At 58.6% G+C, this 24012-nt stretch carries 28 protein-coding genes and 1 tRNA gene; 17 read left to right on the forward strand and 12 right to left on the reverse strand.

Going from position 1 to position 24012, the window contains the following annotated elements; translation table 11 throughout:
* Positions 1 to 71: 71 nt before the first annotated feature.
* From ADA16_RS05590 to ADA16_RS05605, 4 genes are all read right to left on the reverse strand, one after another.
* Positions 72 to 1688, reverse strand: coding sequence for a sensor histidine kinase (locus ADA16_RS05590; RefSeq protein WP_239659363.1), 1617 nt, complete (start codon positions 1686 to 1688; stop codon positions 72 to 74).
* A complete protein-coding gene (locus ADA16_RS05595) occupies positions 1688 to 2380 on the reverse strand; it encodes a response regulator transcription factor (protein WP_048759914.1) in 693 nt (230 codons plus the stop codon). The genes ADA16_RS05590 and ADA16_RS05595 overlap by 1 nt, the downstream gene beginning before the upstream one ends.
* Positions 2381 to 2640: 260 nt before the next feature.
* Complete coding sequence (rpmF, locus tag ADA16_RS05600) at positions 2641 to 2814, reverse strand: 50S ribosomal protein L32 (RefSeq protein WP_005511439.1); 174 nt, start codon at positions 2812 to 2814, stop codon at positions 2641 to 2643.
* Positions 2815 to 2835: 21 nt separating this feature from the next.
* Complete coding sequence (locus tag ADA16_RS05605) at positions 2836 to 3102, reverse strand: type B 50S ribosomal protein L31 (RefSeq protein WP_005511390.1); 267 nt, start codon at positions 3100 to 3102, stop codon at positions 2836 to 2838.
* Between the two features lie 461 nt (positions 3103 to 3563).
* On the opposite strand from ADA16_RS05605, the gene rpmB reads away from it, so the two are divergent.
* From rpmB to ADA16_RS05640, 7 genes are all read left to right on the forward strand, one after another.
* Positions 3564 to 3800 (forward strand): 50S ribosomal protein L28, encoded by a 237-nt coding sequence (rpmB, locus tag ADA16_RS05610; protein WP_016423274.1) that lies wholly within the window; start codon positions 3564 to 3566, stop codon positions 3798 to 3800.
* 2 nt (positions 3801 to 3802) lie between these two features.
* Positions 3803 to 3967 carry a 50S ribosomal protein L33 gene (gene rpmG / locus ADA16_RS05615; protein ID WP_005511413.1) on the forward strand — a complete coding sequence of 55 codons (165 nt, stop codon included), beginning with the start codon at positions 3803 to 3805 and terminating at the stop codon, positions 3965 to 3967.
* A 3-nt stretch (positions 3968 to 3970) separates the two neighbouring features.
* Positions 3971 to 4276, forward strand: a complete 306-nt coding sequence (gene rpsN / locus ADA16_RS05620) for a 30S ribosomal protein S14 (RefSeq protein WP_005511414.1) — start codon at positions 3971 to 3973, stop codon at positions 4274 to 4276.
* A gap of 14 nt (positions 4277 to 4290) precedes the next feature.
* Positions 4291 to 4542 (forward strand): 30S ribosomal protein S18, encoded by a 252-nt coding sequence (rpsR, locus tag ADA16_RS05625; protein ID WP_005511410.1) that lies wholly within the window; start codon positions 4291 to 4293, stop codon positions 4540 to 4542.
* A 165-nt stretch (positions 4543 to 4707) separates the two neighbouring features.
* Positions 4708 to 5643, forward strand: coding sequence for an AEC family transporter (locus ADA16_RS05630; protein ID WP_048759917.1), 936 nt, complete (start codon positions 4708 to 4710; stop codon positions 5641 to 5643).
* Positions 5644 to 5697: 54 nt separating this feature from the next.
* Positions 5698 to 6423, forward strand: a complete 726-nt coding sequence (locus ADA16_RS05635) for a TIGR03089 family protein (protein ID WP_048759918.1) — start codon at positions 5698 to 5700, stop codon at positions 6421 to 6423.
* A 53-nt stretch (positions 6424 to 6476) separates the two neighbouring features.
* Complete coding sequence (locus ADA16_RS05640) at positions 6477 to 8087, forward strand: FMN-binding glutamate synthase family protein (protein ID WP_048759919.1); 1611 nt, start codon at positions 6477 to 6479, stop codon at positions 8085 to 8087.
* A gap of 25 nt (positions 8088 to 8112) precedes the next feature.
* Here ADA16_RS05640 and purE read toward each other — a convergent pair whose 3' ends face one another.
* The 4 genes from purE to ADA16_RS05660 all read right to left on the reverse strand — a co-directional run bounded on the left by purE (position 8113) and on the right by ADA16_RS05660 (position 11396).
* Positions 8113 to 8589, reverse strand: coding sequence for a 5-(carboxyamino)imidazole ribonucleotide mutase (gene purE, locus ADA16_RS05645; RefSeq protein WP_040361729.1), 477 nt, complete (start codon positions 8587 to 8589; stop codon positions 8113 to 8115).
* A gap of 161 nt (positions 8590 to 8750) precedes the next feature.
* A complete protein-coding gene (locus tag ADA16_RS05650; protein WP_082150662.1) occupies positions 8751 to 10040 on the reverse strand; it encodes a 5-(carboxyamino)imidazole ribonucleotide synthase in 1290 nt (429 codons plus the stop codon).
* Between the two features lie 30 nt (positions 10041 to 10070).
* A complete protein-coding gene (locus ADA16_RS05655) occupies positions 10071 to 10532 on the reverse strand; it encodes a PH domain-containing protein (protein WP_048759921.1) in 462 nt (153 codons plus the stop codon).
* A gap of 6 nt (positions 10533 to 10538) precedes the next feature.
* The gene (locus ADA16_RS05660) at positions 10539 to 11396 is read right to left on the reverse strand and encodes a biotin--[acetyl-CoA-carboxylase] ligase (protein ID WP_048759923.1); all 858 of its coding nucleotides are present in this window, start codon (positions 11394 to 11396) and stop codon (positions 10539 to 10541) included.
* 359 nt (positions 11397 to 11755) lie between these two features.
* On the opposite strand from ADA16_RS05660, the gene ADA16_RS05665 reads away from it, so the two are divergent.
* From ADA16_RS05665 to ADA16_RS05685, 5 genes are all read left to right on the forward strand, one after another.
* Positions 11756 to 13384, forward strand: coding sequence for an acyl-CoA carboxylase subunit beta (locus tag ADA16_RS05665; protein ID WP_048759924.1), 1629 nt, complete (start codon positions 11756 to 11758; stop codon positions 13382 to 13384).
* Complete coding sequence (locus ADA16_RS05670; RefSeq protein WP_048759926.1) at positions 13381 to 13641, forward strand: acyl-CoA carboxylase epsilon subunit; 261 nt, start codon at positions 13381 to 13383, stop codon at positions 13639 to 13641. Before ADA16_RS05665 ends, ADA16_RS05670 begins: the two co-directional genes overlap by 4 nt.
* A 126-nt stretch (positions 13642 to 13767) precedes the next feature.
* A complete protein-coding gene (locus ADA16_RS05675; protein WP_053084297.1) occupies positions 13768 to 14673 on the forward strand; it encodes an ABC transporter substrate-binding protein in 906 nt (301 codons plus the stop codon).
* A gap of 78 nt (positions 14674 to 14751) precedes the next feature.
* Complete coding sequence (locus tag ADA16_RS05680) at positions 14752 to 15753, forward strand: FecCD family ABC transporter permease (RefSeq protein ID WP_239659356.1); 1002 nt, start codon at positions 14752 to 14754, stop codon at positions 15751 to 15753.
* Positions 15750 to 16535, forward strand: a complete 786-nt coding sequence (locus ADA16_RS05685; RefSeq protein WP_048759929.1) for an ABC transporter ATP-binding protein — start codon at positions 15750 to 15752, stop codon at positions 16533 to 16535. The genes ADA16_RS05680 and ADA16_RS05685 overlap by 4 nt, the downstream gene beginning before the upstream one ends.
* Before the next feature lie 18 nt (positions 16536 to 16553).
* Here ADA16_RS05685 and ADA16_RS05690 read toward each other — a convergent pair whose 3' ends face one another.
* Positions 16554 to 16760: a hypothetical protein gene (locus ADA16_RS05690; RefSeq protein WP_152680732.1), complete on the reverse strand. Its 207-nt coding sequence runs from the start codon at positions 16758 to 16760 to the stop codon at positions 16554 to 16556.
* Positions 16761 to 16802: 42 nt separating this feature from the next.
* Between ADA16_RS05690 and ADA16_RS05695 the strand changes: the two genes are divergently transcribed.
* Positions 16803 to 17405 carry a Maf family protein gene (locus tag ADA16_RS05695; protein WP_048759933.1) on the forward strand — a complete coding sequence of 201 codons (603 nt, stop codon included), beginning with the start codon at positions 16803 to 16805 and terminating at the stop codon, positions 17403 to 17405.
* Positions 17406 to 17470: 65 nt separating this feature from the next.
* Here ADA16_RS05695 and ADA16_RS05700 read toward each other — a convergent pair whose 3' ends face one another.
* Entirely contained in the window at positions 17471 to 18529 is a 1059-nt protein-coding gene (locus ADA16_RS05700) for a Cj0069 family protein (RefSeq protein WP_048759935.1), read from the reverse strand.
* A 366-nt stretch (positions 18530 to 18895) separates the two neighbouring features.
* Here ADA16_RS05700 and ADA16_RS05705 point away from each other — a divergent pair, with 366 nt between their 5' ends.
* The 3 genes from ADA16_RS05705 (at position 18896) to ADA16_RS05715 (ending at position 22502) form a co-directional block, all read left to right on the forward strand.
* The gene (locus ADA16_RS05705) at positions 18896 to 19780 is read left to right on the forward strand and encodes a sulfurtransferase (RefSeq protein WP_048759937.1); all 885 of its coding nucleotides are present in this window, start codon (positions 18896 to 18898) and stop codon (positions 19778 to 19780) included.
* Positions 19781 to 20199: 419 nt separating this feature from the next.
* The gene (locus tag ADA16_RS05710; RefSeq protein ID WP_048759939.1) at positions 20200 to 21987 is read left to right on the forward strand and encodes an acetyl/propionyl/methylcrotonyl-CoA carboxylase subunit alpha; all 1788 of its coding nucleotides are present in this window, start codon (positions 20200 to 20202) and stop codon (positions 21985 to 21987) included.
* Positions 21988 to 22100: 113 nt separating this feature from the next.
* Complete coding sequence (locus ADA16_RS05715; protein ID WP_048759941.1) at positions 22101 to 22502, forward strand: hypothetical protein; 402 nt, start codon at positions 22101 to 22103, stop codon at positions 22500 to 22502.
* A 30-nt stretch (positions 22503 to 22532) separates the two neighbouring features.
* Here the strand turns inward: ADA16_RS05715 and cobF are convergent, their stop codons facing one another.
* Both cobF and ADA16_RS05725 read right to left on the reverse strand, forming a co-directional pair.
* Entirely contained in the window at positions 22533 to 23381 is an 849-nt protein-coding gene (gene cobF, locus ADA16_RS05720) for a precorrin-6A synthase (deacetylating) (RefSeq protein ID WP_048759943.1), read from the reverse strand.
* Complete coding sequence (locus tag ADA16_RS05725) at positions 23332 to 23613, reverse strand: hypothetical protein (protein ID WP_048759987.1); 282 nt, start codon at positions 23611 to 23613, stop codon at positions 23332 to 23334. Before ADA16_RS05725 ends, cobF begins: the two co-directional genes overlap by 50 nt.
* 274 nt (positions 23614 to 23887) lie before the next feature.
* Between ADA16_RS05725 and ADA16_RS05730 the strand changes: the two genes are divergently transcribed.
* Positions 23888 to 23963: transfer RNA gene (locus ADA16_RS05730), tRNA-Arg, on the forward strand.
* The last annotated feature ends 49 nt before the right edge of the window (positions 23964 to 24012 follow it).

A 24012-nucleotide genomic window follows, 5' to 3' on the forward strand; every position in this document is an offset into this window, starting at 1 on the left:
AGTGTTGACGTGGGACTATGCGTTCCTAGCGAGGCCTTCGCGCCGGTTCTCCGAGCGATGCTTCAAAAATGCTAGTGCGAACCGTCCGAAGCAGCAGAGTTGCTTCCGTTTTGTCCGAGGTCACTGCCATCGTTCGCACTCGTTTCCACGGAATCGGAACCTTCGCCCTTGCCGTTGTACGGACTGCCCGGCAGCGTCACCCTCATCAAGGCACCGCCATCATCGGACTCATCGGCAGTAATCGTTCCACCGTGGCGGACAATAACCGACTTCACAATGGCCAACCCCAGACCGGATCCCGGCATCGATCGTGACTGAATGGAACGGTAGAAACGCTCAAAGACCTTTTCTCGATCTTCCTTCGGGATTCCCGGCCCCGAATCCGCCACCGTGAATTCAGCGACTACCTCACTGAGTGGCTTTAGACGAACCCGTACGGTGCCGTTTTCCGGCGACCACTTCGCGGCGTTGTCCATCAGGTTCAAAATTGCGCGACCAAGTCCCGCCGGGTCACCGTAGACGTACCACGGAGCCGTCTGCACGTCGAAAGTGATATCCGGACGACGACGTTCAACACGCGCCAGCGACGTAGAAATAACCTCATCGACGTCAACATGCTCAATAACCTGTTGCGGGCCATCTTCACGCGCCAGGTCAACGAGGTCGCCGACCAACGTCGACAGCTCTTCCAGCTGTGCGATGACATCCGCCTCCAGATCCGCGCGATCCTCATCCGAGATCGCCGCTCCCGAACGGGAGGCCATCATCAGCAGCTCAATATTCGTGCGTAACGACGTCAACGGAGTCTTCAACTCATGACCAGCATCAGCAACCAACTCAGCCTGCTTAATGCGCGATGCTTGAAGTGCAGCCAGCATCTCGTTGAAACTGCGTGTAAAACGCGCGAGCTCATCGTCGCCCTCCACGGGGATTGGGCGCAGTTCATCGGTCTCCGTTACTCGCTCCGCGGCAATTCTCAGACGAGTGACCGGACGCAGACCCGTCGTTGCCACGGTAATACCTGAGCCGATTGCGAAGAGGATTCCAATTGCCGAGATACTCAGCAGCACCGCGCCGAGCGCTTTCAGGACCGACTGCGTCGAGCTTAAGTCCTGAGACAGAATCAGCGTTGCACCGTCTTCGGCGCGAACAGCATACACACGGCGGCCGTTGTACTCATCGGTGCGAATCGATTCCTGCCGATTCCCTCGTAACACCGCCAGTTCGGGGCCGCCAATCGAGATTGAACCACCGCCCTTGCCCGCCACGCTGCCGTGAGCAAAGTACACCGCGTCCAAATCGGGGTTCAGAATCCTGTTTGAGTCCGCCTCGAAGGAAGGCCCAATGGCAAACTCCGATGCGTACGGTGACATCAGTAGCTTTTCTGCCTGGTTACGAAGATTATTATCCACCTCGCGATATAGCGTTGCCTGCACAGTAAAAAACGCAGCCAACGTCATCAGACCTACTGACATCGCCACAATAAGCGCCGTCAAAATGGTCAGCCGCCAACGCAGCGAAGGGATACGCGAACTCCGTGGCAGGTCGGCGAGCGCCTCTCCTGCCATCGTCTCAGCATTCGCAGACTTTTCTTGCTTTCCGACGGTGCCTTGCCCCGGAGTGGCCTCCGCAGCAGAACGCTGATTTGATTGCACGCCACCGCCGGTCGAACGACGACGGCGCAACATCACGGTGCGGTCTCCCGCATCACATAACCGACACCACGAACGGTGTGAATCAGACGCGGCTCTCCCTCGGCCTCTGTCTTACGACGCAGGTAGCCAATGTAGACCTCAAGCGCATTGCCGGACGTCGGGAAGTCATAGCCCCAGACATCCTCCAAAATAGCGGTACGGGAGAGCACACGACGCGGGTTGCTCATCAACAGTTCCAGCAGCGCAAACTCTGTACGAGTGAGACTAATGCGACGTTCGCCGCGGAAGACCTCACGAGTTTCCGGGTCCAAGGAGAGATCCTCAAACTGCAGTGTTGCGGCATCTTCCACCGCCGGTACCTCCAGCGCGGAACGACGCAAAAGTGAGCGCACGCGAGCGAGCAGCTCTTCCAATGCGAAAGGCTTGGGCAGGTAGTCATCCGCGCCGGCATCAAGCCCGGCTACGCGCTCGGAGACCGAATCACGCGCAGTCAACATCATGACCGGTAGATCATCGCCCTCGCTGCGCAGCCGACGACAAACATCGAGGCCATCGAGCTTCGGCATCATGACATCCAAAATGGCCAAATCCGGACGGTCCTTGGCAATCTTTTCCAAGGCCTCTGCACCGTCCTCGGCGAGCTCGACCGTGTAGCCATTAAAAGTCAACGATCGCCGCAGCGCTTCGCGTACCGCTTGATCGTCATCAACTACCAAAATCTTCATACTGCCCATTGTGCCTTGAAAATATAAGGCGAGTGTAAATGTGACACAGATTCTTCGTGAGAGAGCTCCCATAAAACCTGGCCATAGAACTCAAACCGGGGCATAGAACTCAAAAACCTCACCCCATCGCCGAGTACAGGCGATGGGGTGAGGTTTAAAAGCTCTCTATCAACTGTTCCTTACGCACTGAACGCACTCTGGGCGCTCGAGGCGCTCTGTGGTTCAGCGAGGAACATTGTCAGCATCCTAAAAGATGCGCGTTAGAACTTTTCGACGTCAACCAGGCCGAGCTGAACAGCCTTGGCGATGCGACGAGGAACGTTGTAGACGCGGCCGTTGACCTTGACTTCCTGGAGAGCGACGTTGTTGCTCTTCCACTGGGAACGGCGAGCGCGGGTGTTAGCACGCGACATGCGACGCTTTGGTACTGCCATTTTCTTATTCCCCTCCTATTCTTAGTTCTTCTTCGCGCGGCGAATGCGGTTACCGTAACGACGCTGGAACTTCTCGACGCGACCAGCGGTGTCCATGACACGCTGAGCACCGGTCCAGAACGGGTGCGACTCGCTGGTGACGTCAACGACGATCAGCGGGTACTCGTTACCGTCTTCCCACTCGACAGTGCGGTCGGAGGTGGCGGTGGAACGGGTAAGGAAAGAGTGACCCGTGCCTGCGTCCTTGAAGACCACCGGGTGGTAGTCAGGATGGATGTCCTTCTTCATTAATTCTCGTTTCCCTCAGGATTGAACTTCAGGTCGCTTTCACCCAGCTGACTGCGGATGAATCGTGCCTGAGTTGGGTACGAATACGACTTACAATGACACGCACCAGGTCAATATCTCTATAAACCGGCATGTGACACTCGATGGAATGTTACAGGCTCGGGCCCGAAAAATAAAAACTCTACCGACTTGTAGCAACGGCCGTCGTCAAGCACGAACTTCATGACGACGCAGAAGAACCACGATGAGAAAACCGCAGTGGAACAGCGATTAGGTTATCACGCAAGTCGTGTGTAAACTGTTCTCTCGCTGTTGTCTAGTTATTCGTTTACGCGCCCAGCGTCGAGTGTCAGCGGGCAGCGCCCCGGAAAAGGCCAGGTGGAATCCTCGGCACTTCAATCATTCCGGCGTGGCGCACCAATGATGTCGGCATTGGGCGGCAAGGAAGCAAAGGAATCCCTATGTCGGCGATTTGCCAGGTTACGGGACGCAAGCCGTCTTTCGGCAAGACCGTGTCCCACTCCCACCGGCGCACTTCGCGCCGTTGGAACCCCAACGTGCAGCGTAAGAAGTTCTACCTCGCCTCTGAGGGGCGTCACATCACTCTGAATGTGTCCCCGAAGGGTCTGAAGACCATCGACAAGTACGGTATCGAGGCTGTTGTTGCTCAGATTCGTGCACGTGGGGAGAAGATCTAAAAATGGCACGTAATGACATTCGTCCAATCATTAAGTTGAAGTCCACTGCGGGCACCGGTTACACCTACGTGACCCGTAAGAACAAGCGCAATACCCCGGACCGTATCACCATTAAGAAGTACGATCCGGTTGTCCGCAAGCACGTCGAATTCCGCGAGGAGCGCTAATTCATGGCTAAGAAGTCCAAGATTGCCAAGAACGAGCAGCGCAAGGAAATCGTCGCTCGTTATGCAGAACGTCGCGCTGAACTGAAGCGCATCATCAAGTCCCCGCACTCCACTGACGAAGAGCGCATGGACGCACAGTACGAGCTGAACCGTCAGCCGCGTGACGCGTCCCCGATTCGCGTTCGCAACCGTGACGCTGCAGATGGTCGCCCGCGTGGCTACCTCCGCAAGTTCGGTCTGTCCCGTGTCCGCGTTCGTGAGATGGCCCACCGTGGCGAACTCCCGGGCGTCCGTAAGTCCAGCTGGTAAGTCGAGGAGCACCAATGAAGCGCAATCACTCTAACAAGAAGGCGCGGATGGAGCAGTCCCGCCGCCCGAAGAAGAACCCGCTCAAGGCCGCAGGCGTTGAGAAGGTTGATTACAAGGACATTAACCTGCTCCGCCAGTTCATCTCTGACCGTGGCAAGATTCGTTCCCGCCGCGTCACCGGTCTGACTCCGCAGCAGCAGCGCCAGGTCGCTACCGCTGTGAAGAACGCCCGCGAGATGGCACTCCTGCCGTTCACCAGCCGCTAAAGATGGCTGGTCGGCGGGAGCCGATCATTCGAATACCCGCCGAAAGGCCTTATTTACGCGCTGGCCGCATGACGATACATGCGATAACAGCGTAAAACGGACTCAGTCCTTCCCCACCGAGGGGATTGGATTGGGCCCGTTTTTTATTGTCTAAAATATGCATTTATGCCCGCTCTCACCGAAATTTTCACCGGCTTTGGTTCCGTCGCAGTACTGATCATTGTTGGTTGGTTGTTTGGCCGCAGTGAGATCGTCGATAAGCGGGCATCTTTCACCCTGAACATGGTCGTGTTCTGGATTGCGATGCCGTGCATGCTCGCGCACACGCTCGCAACGGCAGATTCTGCGAACATCTTCGGTCCGGCGTTTGGTGTTGCGGCGCTTTCTGCGCTGACCACGGCGGCATTCTACCGAATCGTTGTGGCGCCCATGCTCAAACAGCGCGGCGCCGATGCTGTGGTCGGCGCGATGTCGTCGAGCTACAACAATGTCGCTAATCTCGGCGTGCCCATCGCGGTCGCGGTGCTTCACGACGCTACCGCAGTCGTCCCGGCCCTTATCTTTCAAATTGCCTTCTATGCGCCGGCTTCCATGACGGTGCTGGAAATCCTCACCAATCGAGGACACTTCCGACCACGCACTGTCATCATGGCTCCGCTGAAGAACCCTATCTTTTTGGCGGCGATGGTGGGGCTTGCGATTAATGCCTTCGCAATTGAAGTACCACAGTTCGTAACGCACCCAGTTGGGCTGCTAGGTCAAGCAGCTGTACCAATGGCGCTCTTGGCCTTCGGTATTAGCCTGCATGGCATGCCGTTTATGGAAGCTGGCCGCTCTCCTCGTCGTGCTGTCGTGGTGGCGTCTACTCTGAAGCTCTTCCTCCACCCCGCGCTCGCCCTGCTGTTCGGCCATTTCCTATTCGGACTCAACGGGCATGCGCTGCTGGCAGCTGTGGTTATCGCTGGTCTGCCGACAGCCCAGAACGTCTACACTTTCGCCTCCCGCTTCGGCCGGAACCTTGAGCAGGCGCGCGATTGTGGCGTGATTACAACAATCGCCTGCTTGCCGACGGTCCTGATGTTCACCCTGCTGTTGAGTTAGGTGGCTAGTCCTTCACGCCGACGGCATCGCGCAATTCTCGTTACCCTTGGAAGCGTGGAGATTCTGAAGACACTTCTCGAGGCCGATCCGTCCGTGCCTCGTTTGACCTGTTATGACGAAACTACCGGCGGTCGTACCGATTTGTCGGCCCAAACTCTGGACAACTGGGCCAGCAAGATCGCCAACATGCTGCACGATGAGTTCGACCTTGTCGCTGGAGATCAGGCGTGGATTGACCTGCCGCTGATTTGGCAGTCCGCCTGCATCATCCTCGGCTGTGAGCGCGCTGGCGTCACCGTTAGCGATGAAGAGCCGCTGGTTGTTTTCACCACTACCGCTAACGTCGGTTCATGGGAAGAGAAGTTCCCGGACGCCTATATCGCCGTGCTTACCGACGATTCCTTTGGCCGCGGTGTCGTGGAATGCGGTGATGATATTCCACCGGGAGTCATTGACTTTGGTCCGGAAGTTCGTTTCCACCCAGACGCGTATCTAGGCGCAGGCCCAGACTCCGACCAAACCCCCGTTATTGGGGAGAAGTCTGCTACTGAACTGCTTTCATCAGCTGGCGACTACGCCGAAGAGGTACAGCTTACACCCGGCTCCCGCATTGTCTCCGAGGGCTGGCTGGATTCCGATTCTTCGCAGGTCAGCGCTGACAAATGGGCACGTAACGTGCTGTCGGCTTGGGTTTGTGGAGGTGCTGCCGTCGTCGTGCGCGGGGGCGATAGCGAGCGTGTCGCTGCTATTTCCACGGCTGAGAAAGCCCGAGTGATTTAATCGCGTTCCCTCCGGGGAGAAGTGGTCTCGGTCGGCGCGATAACCTGGAAGCTGTGATTACCCGACCATATATTCTCGCGATTCTCGCCCTCATCAATATCTTGGGCGCACTGGCTGTGTGGGATCTGAGCCCGTGGTGGTGGATTCTGATGGCCTTCATCCTCTTCCTGGATGTTGTGGCTATCTACGACATGATTCAAAAGAAGCACTCTATCCTGCGGAACTTCCCGGTCATCGGCCATCTGCGCTACATGGGTGAGACCATTCGCCCTGAGATGCAGCAGTACTTCATCGAGCGCAACTTCGACGGCGCACCGTTCGACCGCGATACCCGTACCGTGGTCTACGAGCGCGCTAAGGGGTTGTCCTCTAAGAAGTCCTTCGGTACTGAGCGCAAGATTAATGCCCCCGGCTACGAGTACGTGCGCCACTCTATGGCTCCGAACCCGCACATCATCGAAGACCCGCGCGTGGATATCGGTGGCCCCGACTGCACTCAGCCGTACTCTGCGTCTATCTTCAATATCTCGGCCATGAGTTTCGGTTCTCTGTCCCCGAATGCCGTCATGGCAATGAATAAGGGCGCGAAGCTGGGCAACTTTGTTCAGGACACCGGCGAGGGCGCTATCAGCCCGTACCACTTGAAGTACGGTGCGGACATTTACTGGCAGCTGGGTTCCGGCTACTTCGGTGCGCGTACCGAGGATGGCGACTTCGATCCGGAGCTCTTCCGCGAGAAGGCTAAGATTCCACAGGTCAAGGCAACGTATCTGAAGGTTAGTCAGGGTGCCAAGCCGGGTCTTGGCGGCATGCTGCCGGGCCACAAGGTCAATGAGGAGATTGCGGCTACCCGCCACGTACCAGTTGGCAAGGGCGTGATGAGCCCGCCGTACCACCACGTCTACTCCACCCCGCGTGAACTTGTCCGGTTTATGGGCACCATGCGTGAGCTCAACGGAGGCAAGCCAGTCGGTTTCAAGCTGTGCGTCGGCTCCCAGCTCGAATTCCTCGCTGTGTGCAAGGCCATGCTGGAGGAAAACATCACACCGGACTTCATCATCGTCGACGGCGCTGAAGGCGGCACCGGCGCTGCACCGCTGGAATACTCCGACCGTGTTGGCCTGCCGCTAACCGACGGCCTGATTTTGGTCCACAACGCGCTCGTCGGTGCCGGTCTGCGCGATCGCATCAAGCTCGGTGCGTCCGGCAAGGTCATTACTGGCTTCGACATTGTTAAGCGCATGTGTATCGGCGCTGACTTTGTGAATTCGGCCCGCGGCATGATGATGGCCACAGGTTGTATCCAGTCTCAGCTGTGCCACACCAACACCTGCCCGGTGGGCGTAGCTACCCAGGACCCGAGCCTGTGGAAGGCCCTGGATGTCGACGACAAGGGGCAGCGTGTGGCCAACTACCACAACGCCACGGTCAAGGAAGCAGCTGGCCTGCTGGCATCGATGGGCCTGAGTAGCTTCTCCGAGCTGGGCCCGTCCCACCTGCTGCGCCGTACCAGCGAACAAGTCGGTGAGTCCTACGCGGAGCTTTACAACTGGCTGCAGCCGGGCGAGCTGCTCAGCGGCACTCGCTTCCACAATTGGGCTGAGGCCTGGGAGACCGCCGACCCGGACACGTTCCACTACCCCGCGGTTCATATGCGCGGGTAGTTCGAAGGGGGGGGCGCTGGGCGCCCTACTCGCCCATCAACTTCTTGCGCAGACGCTCATCCTTTACCAGGACCTCATCACGCATGTTGGCCTGGTAGTTCTCCATTGCCACAATAAGCTCTGGGTAACCAGCCGAGAGAATACGCACAGCCAGCAGGCCAGCGTTCTTAGCGCCTCCCACACCGACAGTTGCCACCGGAACGCCGCCTGGCATCTGAACGATCGACAGCAGGGAGTCGATGCCCTCCAGGTTCTCCAGCGCGCGTGGCACTCCGATAACCGGCAATGGAGTGGCAGACGCAACCATGCCCGGCAGGTGCGCAGCACCACCGGCGCCAGCAATGATGCAGCGCAAGCCCTTGTCAGCGGCGGACTTTGCGTAATCTATCATGCGTTCCGGAGTGCGGTGCGCAGAGACCACGCCTACCTCAAACGGAATTCCGAACTCAGCCAGCACTTCCGCTGCTGGTTCCATGGTCGGCCAATCCGAATCCGAGCCCATAATCAGACCGACCAGCGGACCGGTTGCGTTGGCCAGCTTCGGGCTTGCCGCCTGGTTTGCTTCAGCCAATGTTGTCTCCTTGCGATAGCAATCTAATTCTTAACAGCGCTGGTTCTTAAACAGCTTTTTATACAGCTCCAGCTTGTACACAGCGCTAGCTTTTATGAAGTGTAGCCGTCTGCCCACACGCCGTCGACGATGTAGCCAGCAGCGAGGTTGGCAATTCGACGAGTCTCCGCAATGCCCTCCGAGCTTGCGTCGTAACCGCACAGGTTGACGTGGCCCAGCTTACGTCCCGGACGCCAATCCTTGCCGTACCAGTGAATCTTCGCCGATGGGAAACGGCGCCATACCTCAGCAAAGCGCTGTGCAATCGGCACGTCCGAGGCCTCTTTGCCACCAAGCGTATTGACCATCACCGTCACCGGCGCAGTCGGTCGCGTGGAGCCCAGCGGCATATCGGCAACTGCACGCAGGTGCTGCTCAAACTGGCTGGTTTCACAGCCGTCCTGCGACCAGTGACCAGTGTTGTGCGGGCGCATAGCCAACTCGTTGACAAAGATCTCCGGGTTGCCCTCGGCATCAGTGGTCTCGAACAGCTCGACTGCCAGTGCACCGGTCACGCCCAGTTCGGAAGCGATGGTCACACTGAGCTTTTCGGCCGCGCTCGCAAGCTCGTCGGAAAGCCCCGGCGCCGGGCAAATCGCCTCGACACAGATGCCGTCACGCTGCACGGACTCGAGGACGGGCCAGGCCTTGACCTCACCCGACGGCGTGCGCGCGCACATGGCCGACAGCTCGCGAACCAGCGCGACCTTCCGCTCGGCCATCAGTGGCACGTCCTTGCCCAACAGTTCGTCGACAAGCGTCCGCAGATCCTCGCGGTCCTTCGGGAACCACACGCCGTGACCGTCGTAGCCACCGCGGCGGGCCTTCAGACAGACGGCGCCGTCTACGCGGTCGAAGAAAGCCTCGGCGTCCTCGGCGGACTCGATAGCGGCGTAGGCCGGAACCGGAGCGCCCAGTTCCTCCAGACGCTGGCGCATCAGCAGCTTGTCCTGCGCGTACAGCAGCGCCGACGGCTGAGGTTGAACCGAATACCCCATCTCGGTCAGCTTGTTGAGGAATTCGGTGGGAACGTGCTCATGGTCGAAAGTCACGGCCTGCGCGCCGGCGACAGCACGTTCAACGTCTTCCCAGACGTGGTAGTCGCCGATGATAACATCCGCGCACACCTGCGCAGCGGAGGCATCCGGAGAACCGGCGAGCAAGCGGATGGACTGTCCCAGCTCGATGGCCTCAGTCTGCATCATGCGAGCCAGCTGACCGTCACCAATCACCGCCACAACCGGCACGCCATCAGCATGCGCGGGATGCTGCGCAGCAGTTAGCGCTGCAGCGGAATCAGAAGTGGAATTAGTGGAGTTTTCAGGGGTATCCGAAGCAATCACACCCCTGATTGTAGGTTATGACCCAAAAATCTAAGTCAACCGGGAGACCAACTTCGCCACCTTACGAGAGCTGGGAATATCTTCCACAGCCAGCGGCGGGCCGAAACTGCGTGTCTGCAGATACAGCACGCCGTTCTTACGATTGACCGCGCGCACCGAACGCAGATCAATCGAAACCACCTGCGGGCGTAAGATGCCGCGGCGCAGAATAATACGCCTATCGGTCAGCACAAACCGCTCCCCCAGCCAGCTCAGTACCGGGCGAACAACGCGCCAGAGAATTAGCCCCAGCCACACGAAAAGCAGCAGTTGACGCACACCTTGCATATCGCCCGGGGCAATTGCAGGGCCGTCGATAAAACCAATCAGCAACCAGCAGACACCGGTAATTACCATGAGCTCCAAGAGCGGCCACACCAGCCGACCAAAAGTCGGATTGGTGTCCAGCAGAATTACCTCGCGCGAGTCCAACTCATCATCGGGAAAGGCCATACAGTGCTACCTCCGCTCCGAATCCGTATGTGAGGACGCATAGCCGCCGTCAGTGGCACGCACATGGAACACGTCACCGGCCGCAACGAAGTGGCTTGTGCCAGCTTCGTCGGTGACAATCAATTCACCGTCGGCACGCACGCCAACCGCCTTGCCCACCAGCACGCGATCGCCTGGCAACTCCACGCGCACGTTCGAGCCGATGGTCGCGCACACCGCCTCGTAGTCCCGCAGCAGCTCAACATCGCCCTTTCGCCACTGCGCTTGACGACGCCTCAGCGCCCGCAGCACACCAGCGGAAATATCATCGCGATCGAGGTTTTCCGCTCCCGCCAGGTATAGCGAAATGGCGTGTGGCACAGGCAACTCGTCTTCCTGCAGAGAAACATTGATGCCGATTCCTGGAATGAGCGCTGGTGGCACCAGCGACGCGGCCTCAACCAGGATTCCGCAGAGCTTGCGACCGTCAACCAGGACATCATTCGGCCACTTCAGGGCAACGCGCTCAGGGGCTAGCCCCGCGACGTCCACAACAGTATCGACGACTGCGAGGCCCGCGACTAACGGCAACAGACCCAGTTGCTCCGGAGCGAGCCCATCCGGGCGCAGCAGCGCACTGAGTGCGATCGACGCTCCCTTCGGAGCCGTCCAACTACGACTCAGACGACCGCGCCCTGCGGTTTGTTCCGAGGCAATGAGCGCACTGAGATCTGCTGCCTGCCCCGGTGCCGCCTGCTTCCGGAGGTCAGCATTGGTCGAACCAGTGGTTTCGACAACCTCAATGGAATTCCAGCCCGGCGCGGCTGCGCGCACACGCTCGGCATCAAGAGGCTTACGGGAAGCGACAATTCGGGGGTCGGTCATGCACAGCAGTCTAGCGCCATAGCCGGATTGACCAAGATGTCACGGCTCCTTGCCACTCGGCTTGCCACTCAACGGTAGGTCGCAGGGAGTCTCGGGGAACCCAAACGGCTAGCGCTCTATGCCACCGAATGGGGGTTACCCATTACCGCCCACTCCCCCTCCAAGATATGGATAGGAGTAAGAAAAAATCTGCGCCTACAAACAGCCCGGAAAGTACCGTGGCCTGCAAGCAAGCTCAGCGACATTTCGCTGCAAGACCATAGTTTTAACGTCGTCAAACAAAGTTTTGCCCCCGTTCCTTGTTAACAGCGATTGCCCCCAACTACCTCCCCCCGTTTTCGAAACGTAAACTAGTTGGTATGACGACTGCCGCAAATACATCAACCGGTGAAACACCGGATTTAACCACTACTGCTGGAAAACTGGCCGATCTGCGTGCCCGTCTCGCGGAAACCCAGGCCCCAATGGGCCAGGCCGGCATTGACCGCGTCCACGACAAGGGCAAGATGACCGCTCGTGAGCGCATTGAGTTCCTCTTGGACGAGGGCTCGTTCGTGGAGGTTGACGCTCTCGCACGTCACCGTTCCAAGAACTTCGGTCTCGACGCCAAGCGCCCTGTCACCGATGGTGTCGTGACCGGTTACGGCACCATCGATGGCCGCCAGGTCTGTGTCTTCTCGCAGGACGGCGCCATCTTCGGTGGCGCGCTCGGTGAGGTCTACGGTGAAAAGATTGTCAAGATTATGGATTTGGCAATCAAGACCGGTGTTCCAATCATCGGCATCAACGAGGGTGCAGGTGCCCGTATCCAGGAGGGCGTTGTTTCCCTCGGCCTGTACTCCCAGATTTTCTTCCGCAACACCCAGGCATCGGGCGTTATCCCACAGATTTCGCTGATTATGGGCGCCTGTGCTGGTGGCCACGTCTACTCCCCGGCTCTGACCGACTTCATTGTCATGGTCGATGGCACTTCCAAGATGTTCATCACCGGCCCGGACGTTATTAAGACCGTCACCGGCGAAGAGGTCACGCAGGAAGAGCTGGGTGGCGCAGGTACTCACATGAGCACCTCCGGCACTTCGCACTACACCGCTGCTGATGATGAAGACGCCTTGGCCTTCGTTCAGGAACTGGTCAGCTACCTGCCGTCCAACAACCGTGCTGAGGCTCCTCGTATGGAGGCCGAGCCGTTCGAGGGCTCCATCGCTGACAACATCACGGAGACTGACCTTGAGCTCGACACGTTGATTCCGGACTCCCCGAACCAGCCGTACGACATCAAGGACGTCATCACCCGCCTGGTCGACGACGAGGACTTCCTGGAGATTCAGGAGGACTACGCACAGAACGTAGTCATCGGCTTCGGCCGCATGGAAGGCCGCTCGGTCGGCTTCGTTGCCAACCAGCCGATTCAGTTCGCTGGCTGCCTCGACATCAAGGCATCCGAGAAGGCTGCCCGCTTCGTCCGCACCTGTGACGCCTTCAACATCCCAATCATCATGCTGGTTGACGTTCCGGGCTTCCTGCCGGGCACCAACCAGGAGTTCGACGGTATTATCCGCCGTGGCGCCAAGCTGCTGTACGCATACGCTGAGGCCACCGTCCCGAAGATCACCGTCATCACCCGTAAGGCATACGGCGGAGCTTACTGCGTGATGGGCTCCAAGGACATGGGCGCTGACATCAACCTGGCATGGCCGACCGCTCAGATTGCGGTCATGGGTGCTTCCGGCGCTGTCGGCTTCATCTACCGCAAGGAGCTCAAGGCTGCTGCAGCTGAGGGCAAGGATGTTGTCGCACTGCAGAAGGAGTACGAGGCAGAGTACGAAGCAACCCTGGTCAACCCGTACATGGCTGCTGAGCGTGGCTTCATCGACGCCGTTATCCCGCCAAGCGAGACCCGCGGTCAGATTATTGAGGGCCTGCGCCTGCTGGATCGCAAGGTAGTCAACGTACCCGCCAAGAAGCATGGGAACATTCCGCTGTGACCGATTCCACGAACACCCCCGCAACCGAGGACAAGGACGCCGCTGCGGCTCCAGCCGCACCGTTCATGTCCGTACTCAAAGGAAACCCGTCTGACGCTGAAACTGCTACCCTCGCGCTTCTGTTTGCAGGCATGGCAGCAGCCGGCGGTGCCCCAGAGGATCGCGGCCCTCGCAACGATTGGGGTCGGCTGGAGGAGGGTTTCCACCAGCCACACCAGTACGTGCCGGGCACGTTCCGCAACGTCCATTTCTACTAGCACTGCTGCGGCTTTCGGGTAGTCATTGCCGCAAGCTAGCTGCGTCGATTCGCTAGCGCGAAAGCGCCATCACCTCACTTTTTCCGGTGGTGGCGCTTTTATTCATTGCCACTAAAATTTGAGGCCATGAACATTAAGTCACTTTCCGCTGGGCTGTGCGCGCTGATGTTATTCCTCGTCGGCTGTGCTCCCGCCAACGACGCGACCGATACCCCCTCGGATAAATCGGCTGGGGGTTCGGGAAACGTTGCTAAGCGAATCGTCTCTCTATCCCCCACTTCTACCGAGACGCTCTATGAGATTGGTGCGGGCGACCAGGTTGTTGCTGTCGACTCGCTTTCCGACGTCCCGGAAAACGCTCCACGCCGTGACTTCAGTGGCTTTAACCCCAACCCAGAAGCTGTGATTGCAGAAGATCCGGATTTGGTGATTGCCAGCGACGATGCCAATGGCTTGGGCGCGGCACTGGATGCTGTCGACATTGAGTTGCTACTCCTTCCCGCTGCCACAACTTTTGCGCAGGCATACGACCAGATTGAGCAGATTGGTGAGCGTACCGGCCATGCAGATAATGCGCAGAAGCTTGTTGGCCGCATGAAGAACGAGATTGAGGCCACTGTCGACAGTGTTGACCCGGAGATTCGGGATGCGGAGTTGACTTATTACCACGAAGCAGATCCGACGCTCTACAGCGCTGGCGACACCACTTTTATTGGCCAGGCGTACTCGATGTTCGGCCTGAAATCCGTCGCTGGGCCGGGTGATGATTACCCGCAGCTGACAAACGAGGCAATTATTCAGGCAAACCCGGATTTCATTTTCCTAGCCGACCATGGTGATGCCGGCGGCGTGACCGAGGAAGACGTTGCCTCCCGACCTGGTTGGAACGAGATCGCTGCGGTAAAGAACAAGCAAATCATTCCACTAGATCCAAATCTAGCCAGCCGTTGGGGTCCGCGGCTTCCACAGCTTATTCAGGACATTGCCGAGACATTGAAGGCGTACCAGCAGGTGCCGGTACCGGCTCAGTAGCGAGACTCTAGCGACACGTTATCGACACAGTAGCGAGACAGTAGCGAGGAATTGTTGTCATTCATTCCCAAAGGCACCGTGCCTATTGCCCTTACCGCAATTGCCTTAGCGGCAACACTTGTGCTGGGCGTGTTCATCGGTGCCGCGCCCCTGCCGATAGCGGGTGTCTTTCACGCGCTCTCTGGTGGCCTCATCGGCGGGGATGAGGCTGCGCTGACTGCTCGAGAGTCGGCAATCCTCTTTAATGTGCGACTTCCCCGCGTAGTGATGGCTGCACTAGTCGGCGCGGCGCTGGCCACAGCAGGTGCGGCTTACCAGGCGGTGTTCCGCAATCCGCTGGCGGACCCATATCTTCTCGGCATCTCTTCCGGCGCCTCCCTCGCCGTGACGGTTGCAATCCTCTTCGGCGTGGCTGCCGCTGCAATCCCGCTAATCGGCTTCCTCGGAGGCGTTCTCGCAGTAGCGGTCACTTACATAGCGGGCACGTCGCTGGGTGACCGTTCCTCTCCAGTTACTGTCATCTTGGCAGGTGTGGCGGTAGCTGCCTTCGCCAATGCAATGCAGCAGTTTCTACTGCAGCGCAACGAAGAGTCCCTCCGACAGGTCTACGGCTGGATGCTCGGTCAACTCGGTACCGCGACATGGAAATCCGTACTCACTGTGGCGCTACCGATTGCACTGGGCGTGTGCGTCATCGTCGCGTCGTCACGAAGCCTTGATGTGTTGAGCGTCGGGGATTCCGAAGCAGCGTCGCTCGGGCTGAATGTGGAGCTTGTGCGCGTGGTGATGGTCTGCGCTGCTACTCTGATTACCGCCGCTGCGGTGAGCGTGTCCGGACTGATTGGGTTTGTGGGAATCATCGTGCCACACACTTTGCGGCTTCTCGTCGGCCCCGGGCACCGGCTGTTGCTGCCCCTAGTCGTTCTTGTCGGCGCGATGTTCCTACAGCTCGCGGACATCATCGGCCGAACTGTACTGGCACCCGCGGAGGTTCCGGTGGGCGTAGTTACGGCTGCAATTGGTGGACCGTTTTTCCTCTTTTTACTGCGCCGGTATGGCAAGTCGAGGGGACGCTCATGACGCTTTTTCTAAACTGCCAGCACGTCGAATTCCGCTACCCCGGTGCCGACGCTCCAGCGCTGCGAGACATTTCACTGTCGGTCCACCAGGGCGAGTGGCTAAGCCTTATTGGCCCGAACGGTTGCGGCAAATCCACCCTGCTGCGCTGCATCGCCGGACTCAACCGCTGTCGCGGCGATATCGAAATCGCAGGTATTCGCCCACGAAATACTCCACGCCGCAAGCTCGCTCAGAAAATCGCACTCATGCCACAGCGCCCAATCATCCCGGAGGGGCTACGAATCCGCGAATACATCGCTCTCGGTCGTACTCCGTATCGCGGTCGCGACGGCGGGGTTGTCGACGCCGTGATGTCTCGTCTGAACCTGGTCGCTTATGCGCAGCGCACGCTTAACGACGTCTCGGGCGGCGAACTCCAACGAGTAGTGCTAGCACGCGCCCTGGCACAGGAACCTGAGGTCCTGCTTCTCGATGAACCCACTTCCGCCCTGGATATCGGCATGGCACAACAGGTGATGGAATTGGTCGATGATATCCGCCACGAATCTGGGTTAACCGTTATTGCAGCCGTACACGACCTGACTTTGGCGGGCCAGTATAGCGACCGTATTGCACTGCTGTCCGCCGGCCGATTGGTGTGCTCTGGCACCCCTGGTGAGGTTTTGACAGAAGCCACAATCGCGGAAGTATACGGGGCATCCGTGCAGGTAGAAGAATTGGGCGCTCCGGCTGTGATTCCACAGCGCCCATCGTGGCAGCGGCCATTGCAAGGCCGTAATTGAACCTAGTACTGGCCAGCTCTAAACCTGGCCGCCTGCAGCATCTCCGTCAAACTCATCATCGAGCTCCCGGTCCAGTCGGCGCTGGTCGCGGTTACGAGCTGCTGGCCACACCATCTTGAACAGGAAAAAGGCAAAAGCCAGACCAACGACAGCACCTACCACAGCGCCAGCAATGAGTCCCCACGATTCCGCTAGCGCCCCGCCAGCCACGCATGTTTGCCGCAAAAATTAGGCTTTACGATTCCGCCCTCACTAAAATCACTAACTATGAGCAGCCCCCGAATCGTCCTGGCCTCTACCTCACCCTCGCGACTGCACATTCTGCGCTCAGCTGGCATCGAGCCCATCACAGTAGCGCCCAACGTCGACGAGGATGCCGTGGTCGCTGCCCTTCCGGACGCATCGCCGGTACGCATCGTCGAGGAACTCGCACAGGCCAAGGCACACGCTGTCTCTCCGGCCCACCCCAATGACATTGTCATTGGCGGGGATTCAATGCTGCTTCTCGATGGACAGCTGCAGGGCAAGCCGCACACGGAAGAAAAGACCATTGAGCGTTGGCACCAACAGAGTGGCCAGACGGCTGAGCTGATTACTGGTCACTGTGTCGTGACACCAAAGGGCGAGCACCTTGAGGTAGCGATTACTTCCCTCGACTTCGCTGAAGTCCCAGAAGAGGACATCCGTGCCTACGCTGCGACGGGCGAGCCACTGAAGTGCGCTGGCGCGTTTACCTTGGAGGCTCTAGGCGGCTGGTTTGTCGATGGCATCAATGGCGACTCATCCAGTGTGATCGGACTGTCGCTACCTGTCGTGCGCCGAGCTCTGTATCGCTACGGCTATTCGGTCTCCCAGTTCTGGAATAGGTAGGCATCGCAAGGACGTCGTAAAGCAAAAACCGCACCAAATTGGTGCGGCTTTCTAAGCTGTGGAGACTACTTGTTAGCAGCCTCAACGCGCTTGATGGCCTCCTGAGCAACGAGCTCCTGGATACCCATGTCCAGCTCGGAGGTGAAGCCAACACAGGAACAGTTGATCTCGCCGAGAACGTAAGTGTCCTCGCCGTCCTCGCCGTCTGCCAGCATGAAATCAGCTGTCCAGATCAGCGGGATATTGTCGCCGCCGAGGTTCTCAGCAATGACCGGGCGAGCCTCGGCAAACATATCGATGAGGTCCTGCCACTCTTCCGGCTTGTTGTAGGTGTACTTCGCGCCAGAGAACAGGGTTGCCGAGAAAGCATCGCCACCCTCGGCCGGCTTCTTGTGAACCACGAAGACCGGGTGCGGGCCGACGAGCAGAATGCGAATTTCGCCTTCGGTGATGCGTGGCATGAAGCGCATGTCCACGAGCATGCCATTGTCGCCGATGATGTACTGGTCGCAGAAGTCCATGAACTCGCCGAGTTCACGAGTCTCGGTGTGGTTGTCCACGGCCTCGGTGCACTTCAGCTTGGTATCCAGTGGCAGCGGGGTGCCCGGAACAACGCTCTTAGCAACCTCTTCGTCAGCGATACGGACACGCCAGATACCGGAACCGGTGGAGCCACGGTTCTGCTTGAGGACGCGCTCGCCGTAGGACAGAGAAGTCGGGAAGGTGCTGTGGAATGCCTCTACGTCGTAGTAAGCAGCGGTATCGGATGGAACCAGGTCGGTGTCCTTGAGCTTAACCAGTGCGTCCTTTGCACCGTAGGCCATCATCTCGCCCGGGGTGGACATGCCAACCAAGCCAGCGACCGAGAGACTGGTCAGAAGCTCGAAGTAGCCCTTCTCACCACCCGGGATGTTGCCCGGATTAACACGGGAGATGTAGCCGTCGAAGTTCTCGGAGACGTACTTGTACAGGTCGTCTTTCCACTCCGGTCGGTAGTAAACGACCTCTGCGGACCAACCGGCTTCGCGGATGGCGTTGACGATTGGCATGGTGTCCTTGCGGTGTCCGTCGAAGTACTTGTCCGAGCCGCCCTCGATCTCGAATACAACGATGTTCTTGTGCACAGGCACTCCTTTTAAGAAAATACATGGGCAATCCGGCACTCAATCGTCTCAGAAACACAACGAATACCCAGGCAGGTCGCCTGCTCCAGCCCATTTCCAGTAATACGAATCAGCACAGTTTTTGCGCTAACTCTCAGCTAAATTTTAGGGCACCTTGTAGCCTCTTAGCGCGCTGAAATCACTCCTTTTACCCCCAACTGTGAGGGGCATCCCAGCGAGAGTCACGACCGCAATTGTTGCCGTCGAAAAGGGCGCATACCGGGGACTGTTCCGCCGTTCGTCCCACGACCCGTAAACTATATATGCAATTGACGATAAAACGTCAGAAAGTCCCACTCGCCCCAACTTGCGCCAAGGGAGTATCCGATGGCTGTTCCGCACGATCCGCACCCCCAGTTCCAGCAGTACGCCCACCCCGAGCGCCTCGTCTCCAGCTCCTGGCTTGCTGCCCGACTGGGCTCTCCCGGTCTGCGCGTTGTCGAATCCGACGAGGACTCACTGCTCTACGACATTGGACATATTCCGGGTGCGGTTCGCATCGACTGGCATCACGACCTCAACGACCCCGTGCGCCGCGACTATATCGACGCCGAAGGTTTCACCGAGCTCATGCGCGAGAAGGGCATTTCGCGCGATGACACCGTCGTGATTTACGGCGACAAGTCCAACTGGTGGGCCGCCTACACGCTCTGGGTCTTCGAACTTTTTGGGCATCCCGACGTGCGCCTTCTCAACGGTGGCCGTGATGCCTGGATGACCGAGGAACGAGACACCAGCTTCGAGGTTCCAAACTACCCACGCACCAATTACCCCGTGGTCGAGCGCGACGACAAGACGCTGCGCGCATACTTCAGCGATACGCGTGAGCTCATTGGCAAGGCTCCGCTTATCGACGTACGAACTCCGGAGGAATATGCCGGTGTGCGAACTCATATGGTCGACTACCCACAGGAAGGCGTTCTGCGCGGTGGCCACATTCCGACCGCGGTAAACATTCCGTGGAACCAGTCCGTTCACCCCAACTCGCGTTTCCGCGACCGCGAGGAACTCGAGCAGATTTACGCACCTGTTCAACTCGAAGATAAGGCGATCGTCTACTGCCGCATCGGCGAACGCTCCGCGCACACCTGGTTTGTTTTGCACCACCTGCTCGGCCACGAGGATGTTCGCAATTACGACGGCTCATGGGTTGAGTGGGGCAATATGATTGGCATGCCCATTGCTCGCGGTTCGGAGCCTGGAAGCCTGTAGGCGATTGACGTAACCGGTGGATACTTCCTCACCGTTTACCCGGCACCAGCAATTGGCGCTACTTCGGAGGTTTAGCTTCCCCCTACCACCCCCAAGTAAGGGGGCTATGGTTGCACTCTTGGGCAGTAATTTTAGTCACAAACCTAGATTTTTGTGCGAAAAATAGCCACTTCAGACGCCCCCATACTCACTTGAACACTGCTCAAGCCAACAATCTCTACCCCCTTACGTAGCGAGCTAAAAGGGGTTGACTACTGCACCTGTGACACAATGGAGACATTGGGTCACACGCTGTTAGCTACCGCGTGGTTAACCGCATTGCGGTTCCCCACTCAGTTAACTGCAGTGTTGCTTGTGATTCCTACAAATGACTGTCGCAACCTTGCCCCGAGGGCCAATTCTCGGGGTGCCCACGAAAAATGGAGGATTTCGTGTCCGAGCAGACCACTGAAAAAATCACGAAGGTTCTCGTCGCCAACCGTGGCGAGATTGCCGTTCGCGTTATTCGCGCTGCGAAGGACGCAGGCATTCCTTCCGTCGCCGTTTACGCTGAGCCAGATGCGGACGCTCCATTCGTGACTATGGCGGATGAGGCTTTTGCTCTCGGTGGCACCACTTCCGCTGAGTCTTACCTAGTCTTCGATAAGATTCTGGATGCCGCAAAGAAGTCCGGCGCTAATGCCATCCACCCGGGCTACGGCTTCCTGTCGGAGAACGGCGACTTTGCTGAGGCTGTTGAGAACGCTGGCCTGATCTGGATCGGCCCGTCGCCAGAGTCCATCCGCGCCCTGGGCGACAAGGTCACCGCTCGTCACATTGCGTTGAAGGCTGACGCTCCGATGGCTCCAGGCACCAAGGAACCGGTTAAGGATGCAGACGAGGTCGTCGCGTTCGCTAAGGAGCACGGTCTGCCAATCGCCATTAAGGCTGCTTTCGGTGGCGGTGGCCGCGGCATGAAGGTCGCACACGAGATGGAAGAGGTCGCTGACCTCTACGAGTCCGCTACTCGCGAGGCCGTTGCCGCCTTCGGTCGCGGTGAGTGCTTCGTAGAGCGCTACCTGGACAAGGCACGCCACGTCGAGTGCCAGGTTCTCGCTGATAAGCACGGCAACGTCGTTGTCGCCTCCACCCGTGACTGCTCTCTACAGCGTCGTTTCCAGAAGCTCGTCGAGGAAGCACCTGCTCCGTTCCTGACCCCGGAGCAGGATGAACGTCTACGCCAGTCCGCTAAGGACATCTGCCGTGAGGCTGGCTACTACGGCGCCGGCACCGTTGAATACCTGGTCGGCGCTGACGGCCTGATCAACTTCCTCGAGGTCAACACCCGCCTGCAGGTGGAGCACCCGGTCACCGAAGAGGTCACCGGCATGGACCTGGTCCGCGAGCAGTTCCGCATCGCTGAGGGCAAGGAACTGTCCATCAAGGAAGACCCGGAGATGCACGGCCACGCTTTCGAGTTCCGCATCAACGGCGAGGACGCCGGCACCAACTTCATGCCGGCTCCGGGCACCATCACCAAGTACGTCGAGCCGTCCGGCCCGGGCGTCCGCATGGACACCGGCATCAAGGAGGGCGACGTCATTGGTGGCCAGTTCGACTCCATGCTGGCCAAGCTGATCGTCTGGGGCGAGAACCGTGAAGAGGCTTTGCGCCGCTCCGCTCGAGCTCTGTCCGAGTACCAGGTTGAAGGTCTGGCAACGGTCATTCCGTTCCACCGCCACATTGTTGAAAACCCAGCCTTCGTCGGCGATGGCGAGAAGTTTGACGTCTACACCAAGTGGATTGAGGAGGAGTGGGATAACCCGATCGCTCCGTACGACGGCGACTCCGACGCTGACACTGACACCGTCCCGGCTCAGAAGGTTGTCGTCGAGATTGATGGTCGCCGCGTCGAGGTAGCGCTGCCGGGCGACCTGGCTCTGGGGGGCGGCAACGGTGGTGCCAAGAAGAAGAGCAAGAAGAAGCGCGCTGGCGGCTCCAAGAAGGCTGCTTCCGGTGACGCTGTGGTTGCTCCGATGCAGGGCACCGTCATCAAGGTCAACGTCGAAGAGGGCCAGGAAGTCTCCGAGGGTGACACCGTGGTTGTCCTTGAGGCCATGAAGATGGAAAACCCAGTCAAGGCTCACAAGGACGGCGTTGTCACCGGCCTTGCTACCGAGGCCGGATCGGGCGTCGGCAAGGGCGATGTCCTCATGGAGCTGAAGTAGTTCTAAAGCTCAAGGCGGGGCTGGTTGCGAAGAGATTCGCAACTGGCTCCGCCTTTGCCATTCCCCTCCCCCGGCGCTCTTAAACACCGTTCAGAATGTCTAAAGTGGACGGTATGGAACCCATGGAAGTAAATGCCGGCCGCTTCTACTGTCGCCCTCTGCGCCACGACTCCCGCGTCGATGACGCACCAGTCGCAACCCAACTCCTCGAAGAACTCACCCCAGACTCCGTCGCCGAGTTCCTCCGAGGCTCCACCGCCGAGTGGGAGAATGACACCGCCTACCGCTTTGCGGTTGCCGAGCAGACGAACGTCGAGATGCTCGCACTGGCAACCGTCGCGGTCATCGATGCCGACCACGTCAGCATCAGTGTCCGCCCCGTCGGCGACCCCGCACGCGTGTTGCCTAACGACGATCAGGTCCTCACCAAGGTAACCGTCGCCGACGGCGTCGAAGCCGCCGAAAAAGCCCTCTACCGGTGGGCAGAGGGCTTTTTAGGCAAGAAAGCCAGCTAACCGAGCAACCACGGCTGTAAACGCTCAACACTACGCACCGGAACGCAACAGATAGATATCCATAATCCAACCGTGCTCCGCGCGTAGCTTCTTTTTCAGCTCCGCAATCTCTTCGCCGACATCACCAACACGACCACGGCGAAGCGTCTCCAGCTCCGTCCCCAGGAATGCACCCCAGAGAATCTCTTCTTCTGGGTCAGCATGTTCTAGCCACGCTGCACCACCATCGAGCATTACCACCGCATCCGTACCAGGTGCGCGCTCCCCCAGGCGCCGACCAGTGGTAATCAGTACCGGCTTGCCGATCTGGTTCAGGCATTCTCCATGCGCTGCAGTCAGAGCGGAAATCGCCGTCACGCTGGGGATAACTCGCGAGCGCACGTCCAAGCCGAAATCACGGATCCGCTGCAAGATTCGCAACGTTGAGTCATACAAGGAGGGGTCACCCCAGACTAGGAACGCACCACGGCGCTTTCCCTCTCGTCCGAGGTGGGCAACGAAGGCGTCGGCAAGCAGTTCTGCACGGCGCTGGTGCCAGTCACGGACGACCGCGCCGTAGTTGTCGGGCGTGCGGTCACGCGGCGGGTCGGGAACTGCGACGAGTTCGACATGCGGCGCATGCTTATCGACGATTGCCTGTCGCGCGGCCAGCAAATCCCCTTTGGCGTCGCCCTTGTCGAGAGCAAAAACAACGTCGACATCGGCAAGAGCGCCGATAGCCTCGAGCGTAATATGGCTCGGGCTACCGGCGCCGATTCCGATGACGTCTACATCGACATACCCGCTGTATACAGGGCTCTCCACCTGGGTGCGGGCGGCGTCGTTGTGACTAGTGATTGGTCGGATCCCCCTCGTAACCGAACTGTTCAGCCATCTCATCCGGTGACAGACCAGCCATCGAGCCCTGAAGGTTAGACGAAGCGGCCTGCTTCAGGTAAATCTCGCAGGCGTTGGCCATGTACTTGGAGTCGTACACATTCATCTCCAGAATCGGAGTCAAAGAACCATCATCTTCCATGCGCGAAACCAGAAGGTGTGGCTTGTCCGAGTCCGTGGTCATGGAGCACTTAATCTTGACACCGTTGACATCGGTGAAAGTTGGCTTAATCATATTGTCATCCTCCTCCAAAACAGCGACCGGAAAATAAGTAGCGCTGTTGCGACCGCAAGCGCAAGAAAGTCGCTCGTTATAAACCATGTTAGCCAGATTCTGAACGACACCGCCGAGCACAAAAACACATGGGGGTAATAGCGGGCTTCCTGCATGTTTGCCTGCTTAGCGGAGGACCCAATTGCTAATAGAGCTCGCAGATGCGTTAAGGTTATGAGGTAATTTTCCGGCAGCCGTAGACAGGTTTTGCGGCTGCTTTTCCCGGAAGATGACTGCCCTAGTAGCTCAGTGGATAGAGCACGGCTCTCCTAAAGCCGGTGTCGTAGGTTCGATTCCTACCTGGGGCACCATGTGAAGTCTCGAGACATCGTTCCGGTTATGTCTCGAGGCTTCCTTTAT

Origin of the sequence: Corynebacterium vitaeruminis, assembly GCF_001054325.1 — a bacterium.
GTDB classification, from domain to species: Bacteria; Actinomycetota; Actinomycetes; order Mycobacteriales; family Mycobacteriaceae; genus Corynebacterium; species Corynebacterium vitaeruminis_A.

Bases quoted from the DNA above. Each gene is read 5' to 3' on its own strand.
- ADA16_RS05590 (WP_239659363.1), bottom strand. From the start codon at position 1,688: ATGTTGCGCCGTCGTCGTTCGACCGGCGGTGGCGTGCAATCAAATCAG.
- ADA16_RS05595 (WP_048759914.1), bottom strand. From the start codon at position 2,380: ATGAAGATTTTGGTAGTTGATGACGATCAAGCGGTACGCGAAGCGCTG.
- rpmF (WP_005511439.1), bottom strand. From the start codon at position 2,814: ATGGCAGTACCAAAGCGTCGCATGTCGCGTGCTAACACCCGCGCTCGC.
- ADA16_RS05605 (WP_005511390.1), bottom strand. From the start codon at position 3,102: ATGAAGAAGGACATCCATCCTGACTACCACCCGGTGGTCTTCAAGGAC.
- rpmB (WP_016423274.1), top strand. From the start codon at position 3,564: ATGTCGGCGATTTGCCAGGTTACGGGACGCAAGCCGTCTTTCGGCAAG.
- rpmG (WP_005511413.1), top strand. From the start codon at position 3,803: ATGGCACGTAATGACATTCGTCCAATCATTAAGTTGAAGTCCACTGCG.
- rpsN (WP_005511414.1), top strand. From the start codon at position 3,971: ATGGCTAAGAAGTCCAAGATTGCCAAGAACGAGCAGCGCAAGGAAATC.
- rpsR (WP_005511410.1), top strand. From the start codon at position 4,291: ATGAAGCGCAATCACTCTAACAAGAAGGCGCGGATGGAGCAGTCCCGC.
- ADA16_RS05630 (WP_048759917.1), top strand. From the start codon at position 4,708: ATGCCCGCTCTCACCGAAATTTTCACCGGCTTTGGTTCCGTCGCAGTA.
- purE (WP_040361729.1), bottom strand. From the start codon at position 8,589: ATGGGCTCGGATTCGGATTGGCCGACCATGGAACCAGCAGCGGAAGTG.
- ADA16_RS05655 (WP_048759921.1), bottom strand. From the start codon at position 10,532: ATGGCCTTTCCCGATGATGAGTTGGACTCGCGCGAGGTAATTCTGCTG.
- ADA16_RS05660 (WP_048759923.1), bottom strand. From the start codon at position 11,396: ATGACCGACCCCCGAATTGTCGCTTCCCGTAAGCCTCTTGATGCCGAG.
- ADA16_RS05665 (WP_048759924.1), top strand. From the start codon at position 11,756: ATGACGACTGCCGCAAATACATCAACCGGTGAAACACCGGATTTAACC.
- ADA16_RS05675 (WP_053084297.1), top strand. From the start codon at position 13,768: ATGAACATTAAGTCACTTTCCGCTGGGCTGTGCGCGCTGATGTTATTC.
- ADA16_RS05685 (WP_048759929.1), top strand. From the start codon at position 15,750: ATGACGCTTTTTCTAAACTGCCAGCACGTCGAATTCCGCTACCCCGGT.
- ADA16_RS05695 (WP_048759933.1), top strand. From the start codon at position 16,803: ATGAGCAGCCCCCGAATCGTCCTGGCCTCTACCTCACCCTCGCGACTG.
- ADA16_RS05705 (WP_048759937.1), top strand. From the start codon at position 18,896: ATGGCTGTTCCGCACGATCCGCACCCCCAGTTCCAGCAGTACGCCCAC.
- ADA16_RS05710 (WP_048759939.1), top strand. From the start codon at position 20,200: ATGGAGGATTTCGTGTCCGAGCAGACCACTGAAAAAATCACGAAGGTT.
- ADA16_RS05715 (WP_048759941.1), top strand. From the start codon at position 22,101: ATGGAACCCATGGAAGTAAATGCCGGCCGCTTCTACTGTCGCCCTCTG.
- cobF (WP_048759943.1), bottom strand. From the start codon at position 23,381: ATGAGATGGCTGAACAGTTCGGTTACGAGGGGGATCCGACCAATCACT.
- ADA16_RS05725 (WP_048759987.1), bottom strand. From the start codon at position 23,613: ATGATTAAGCCAACTTTCACCGATGTCAACGGTGTCAAGATTAAGTGC.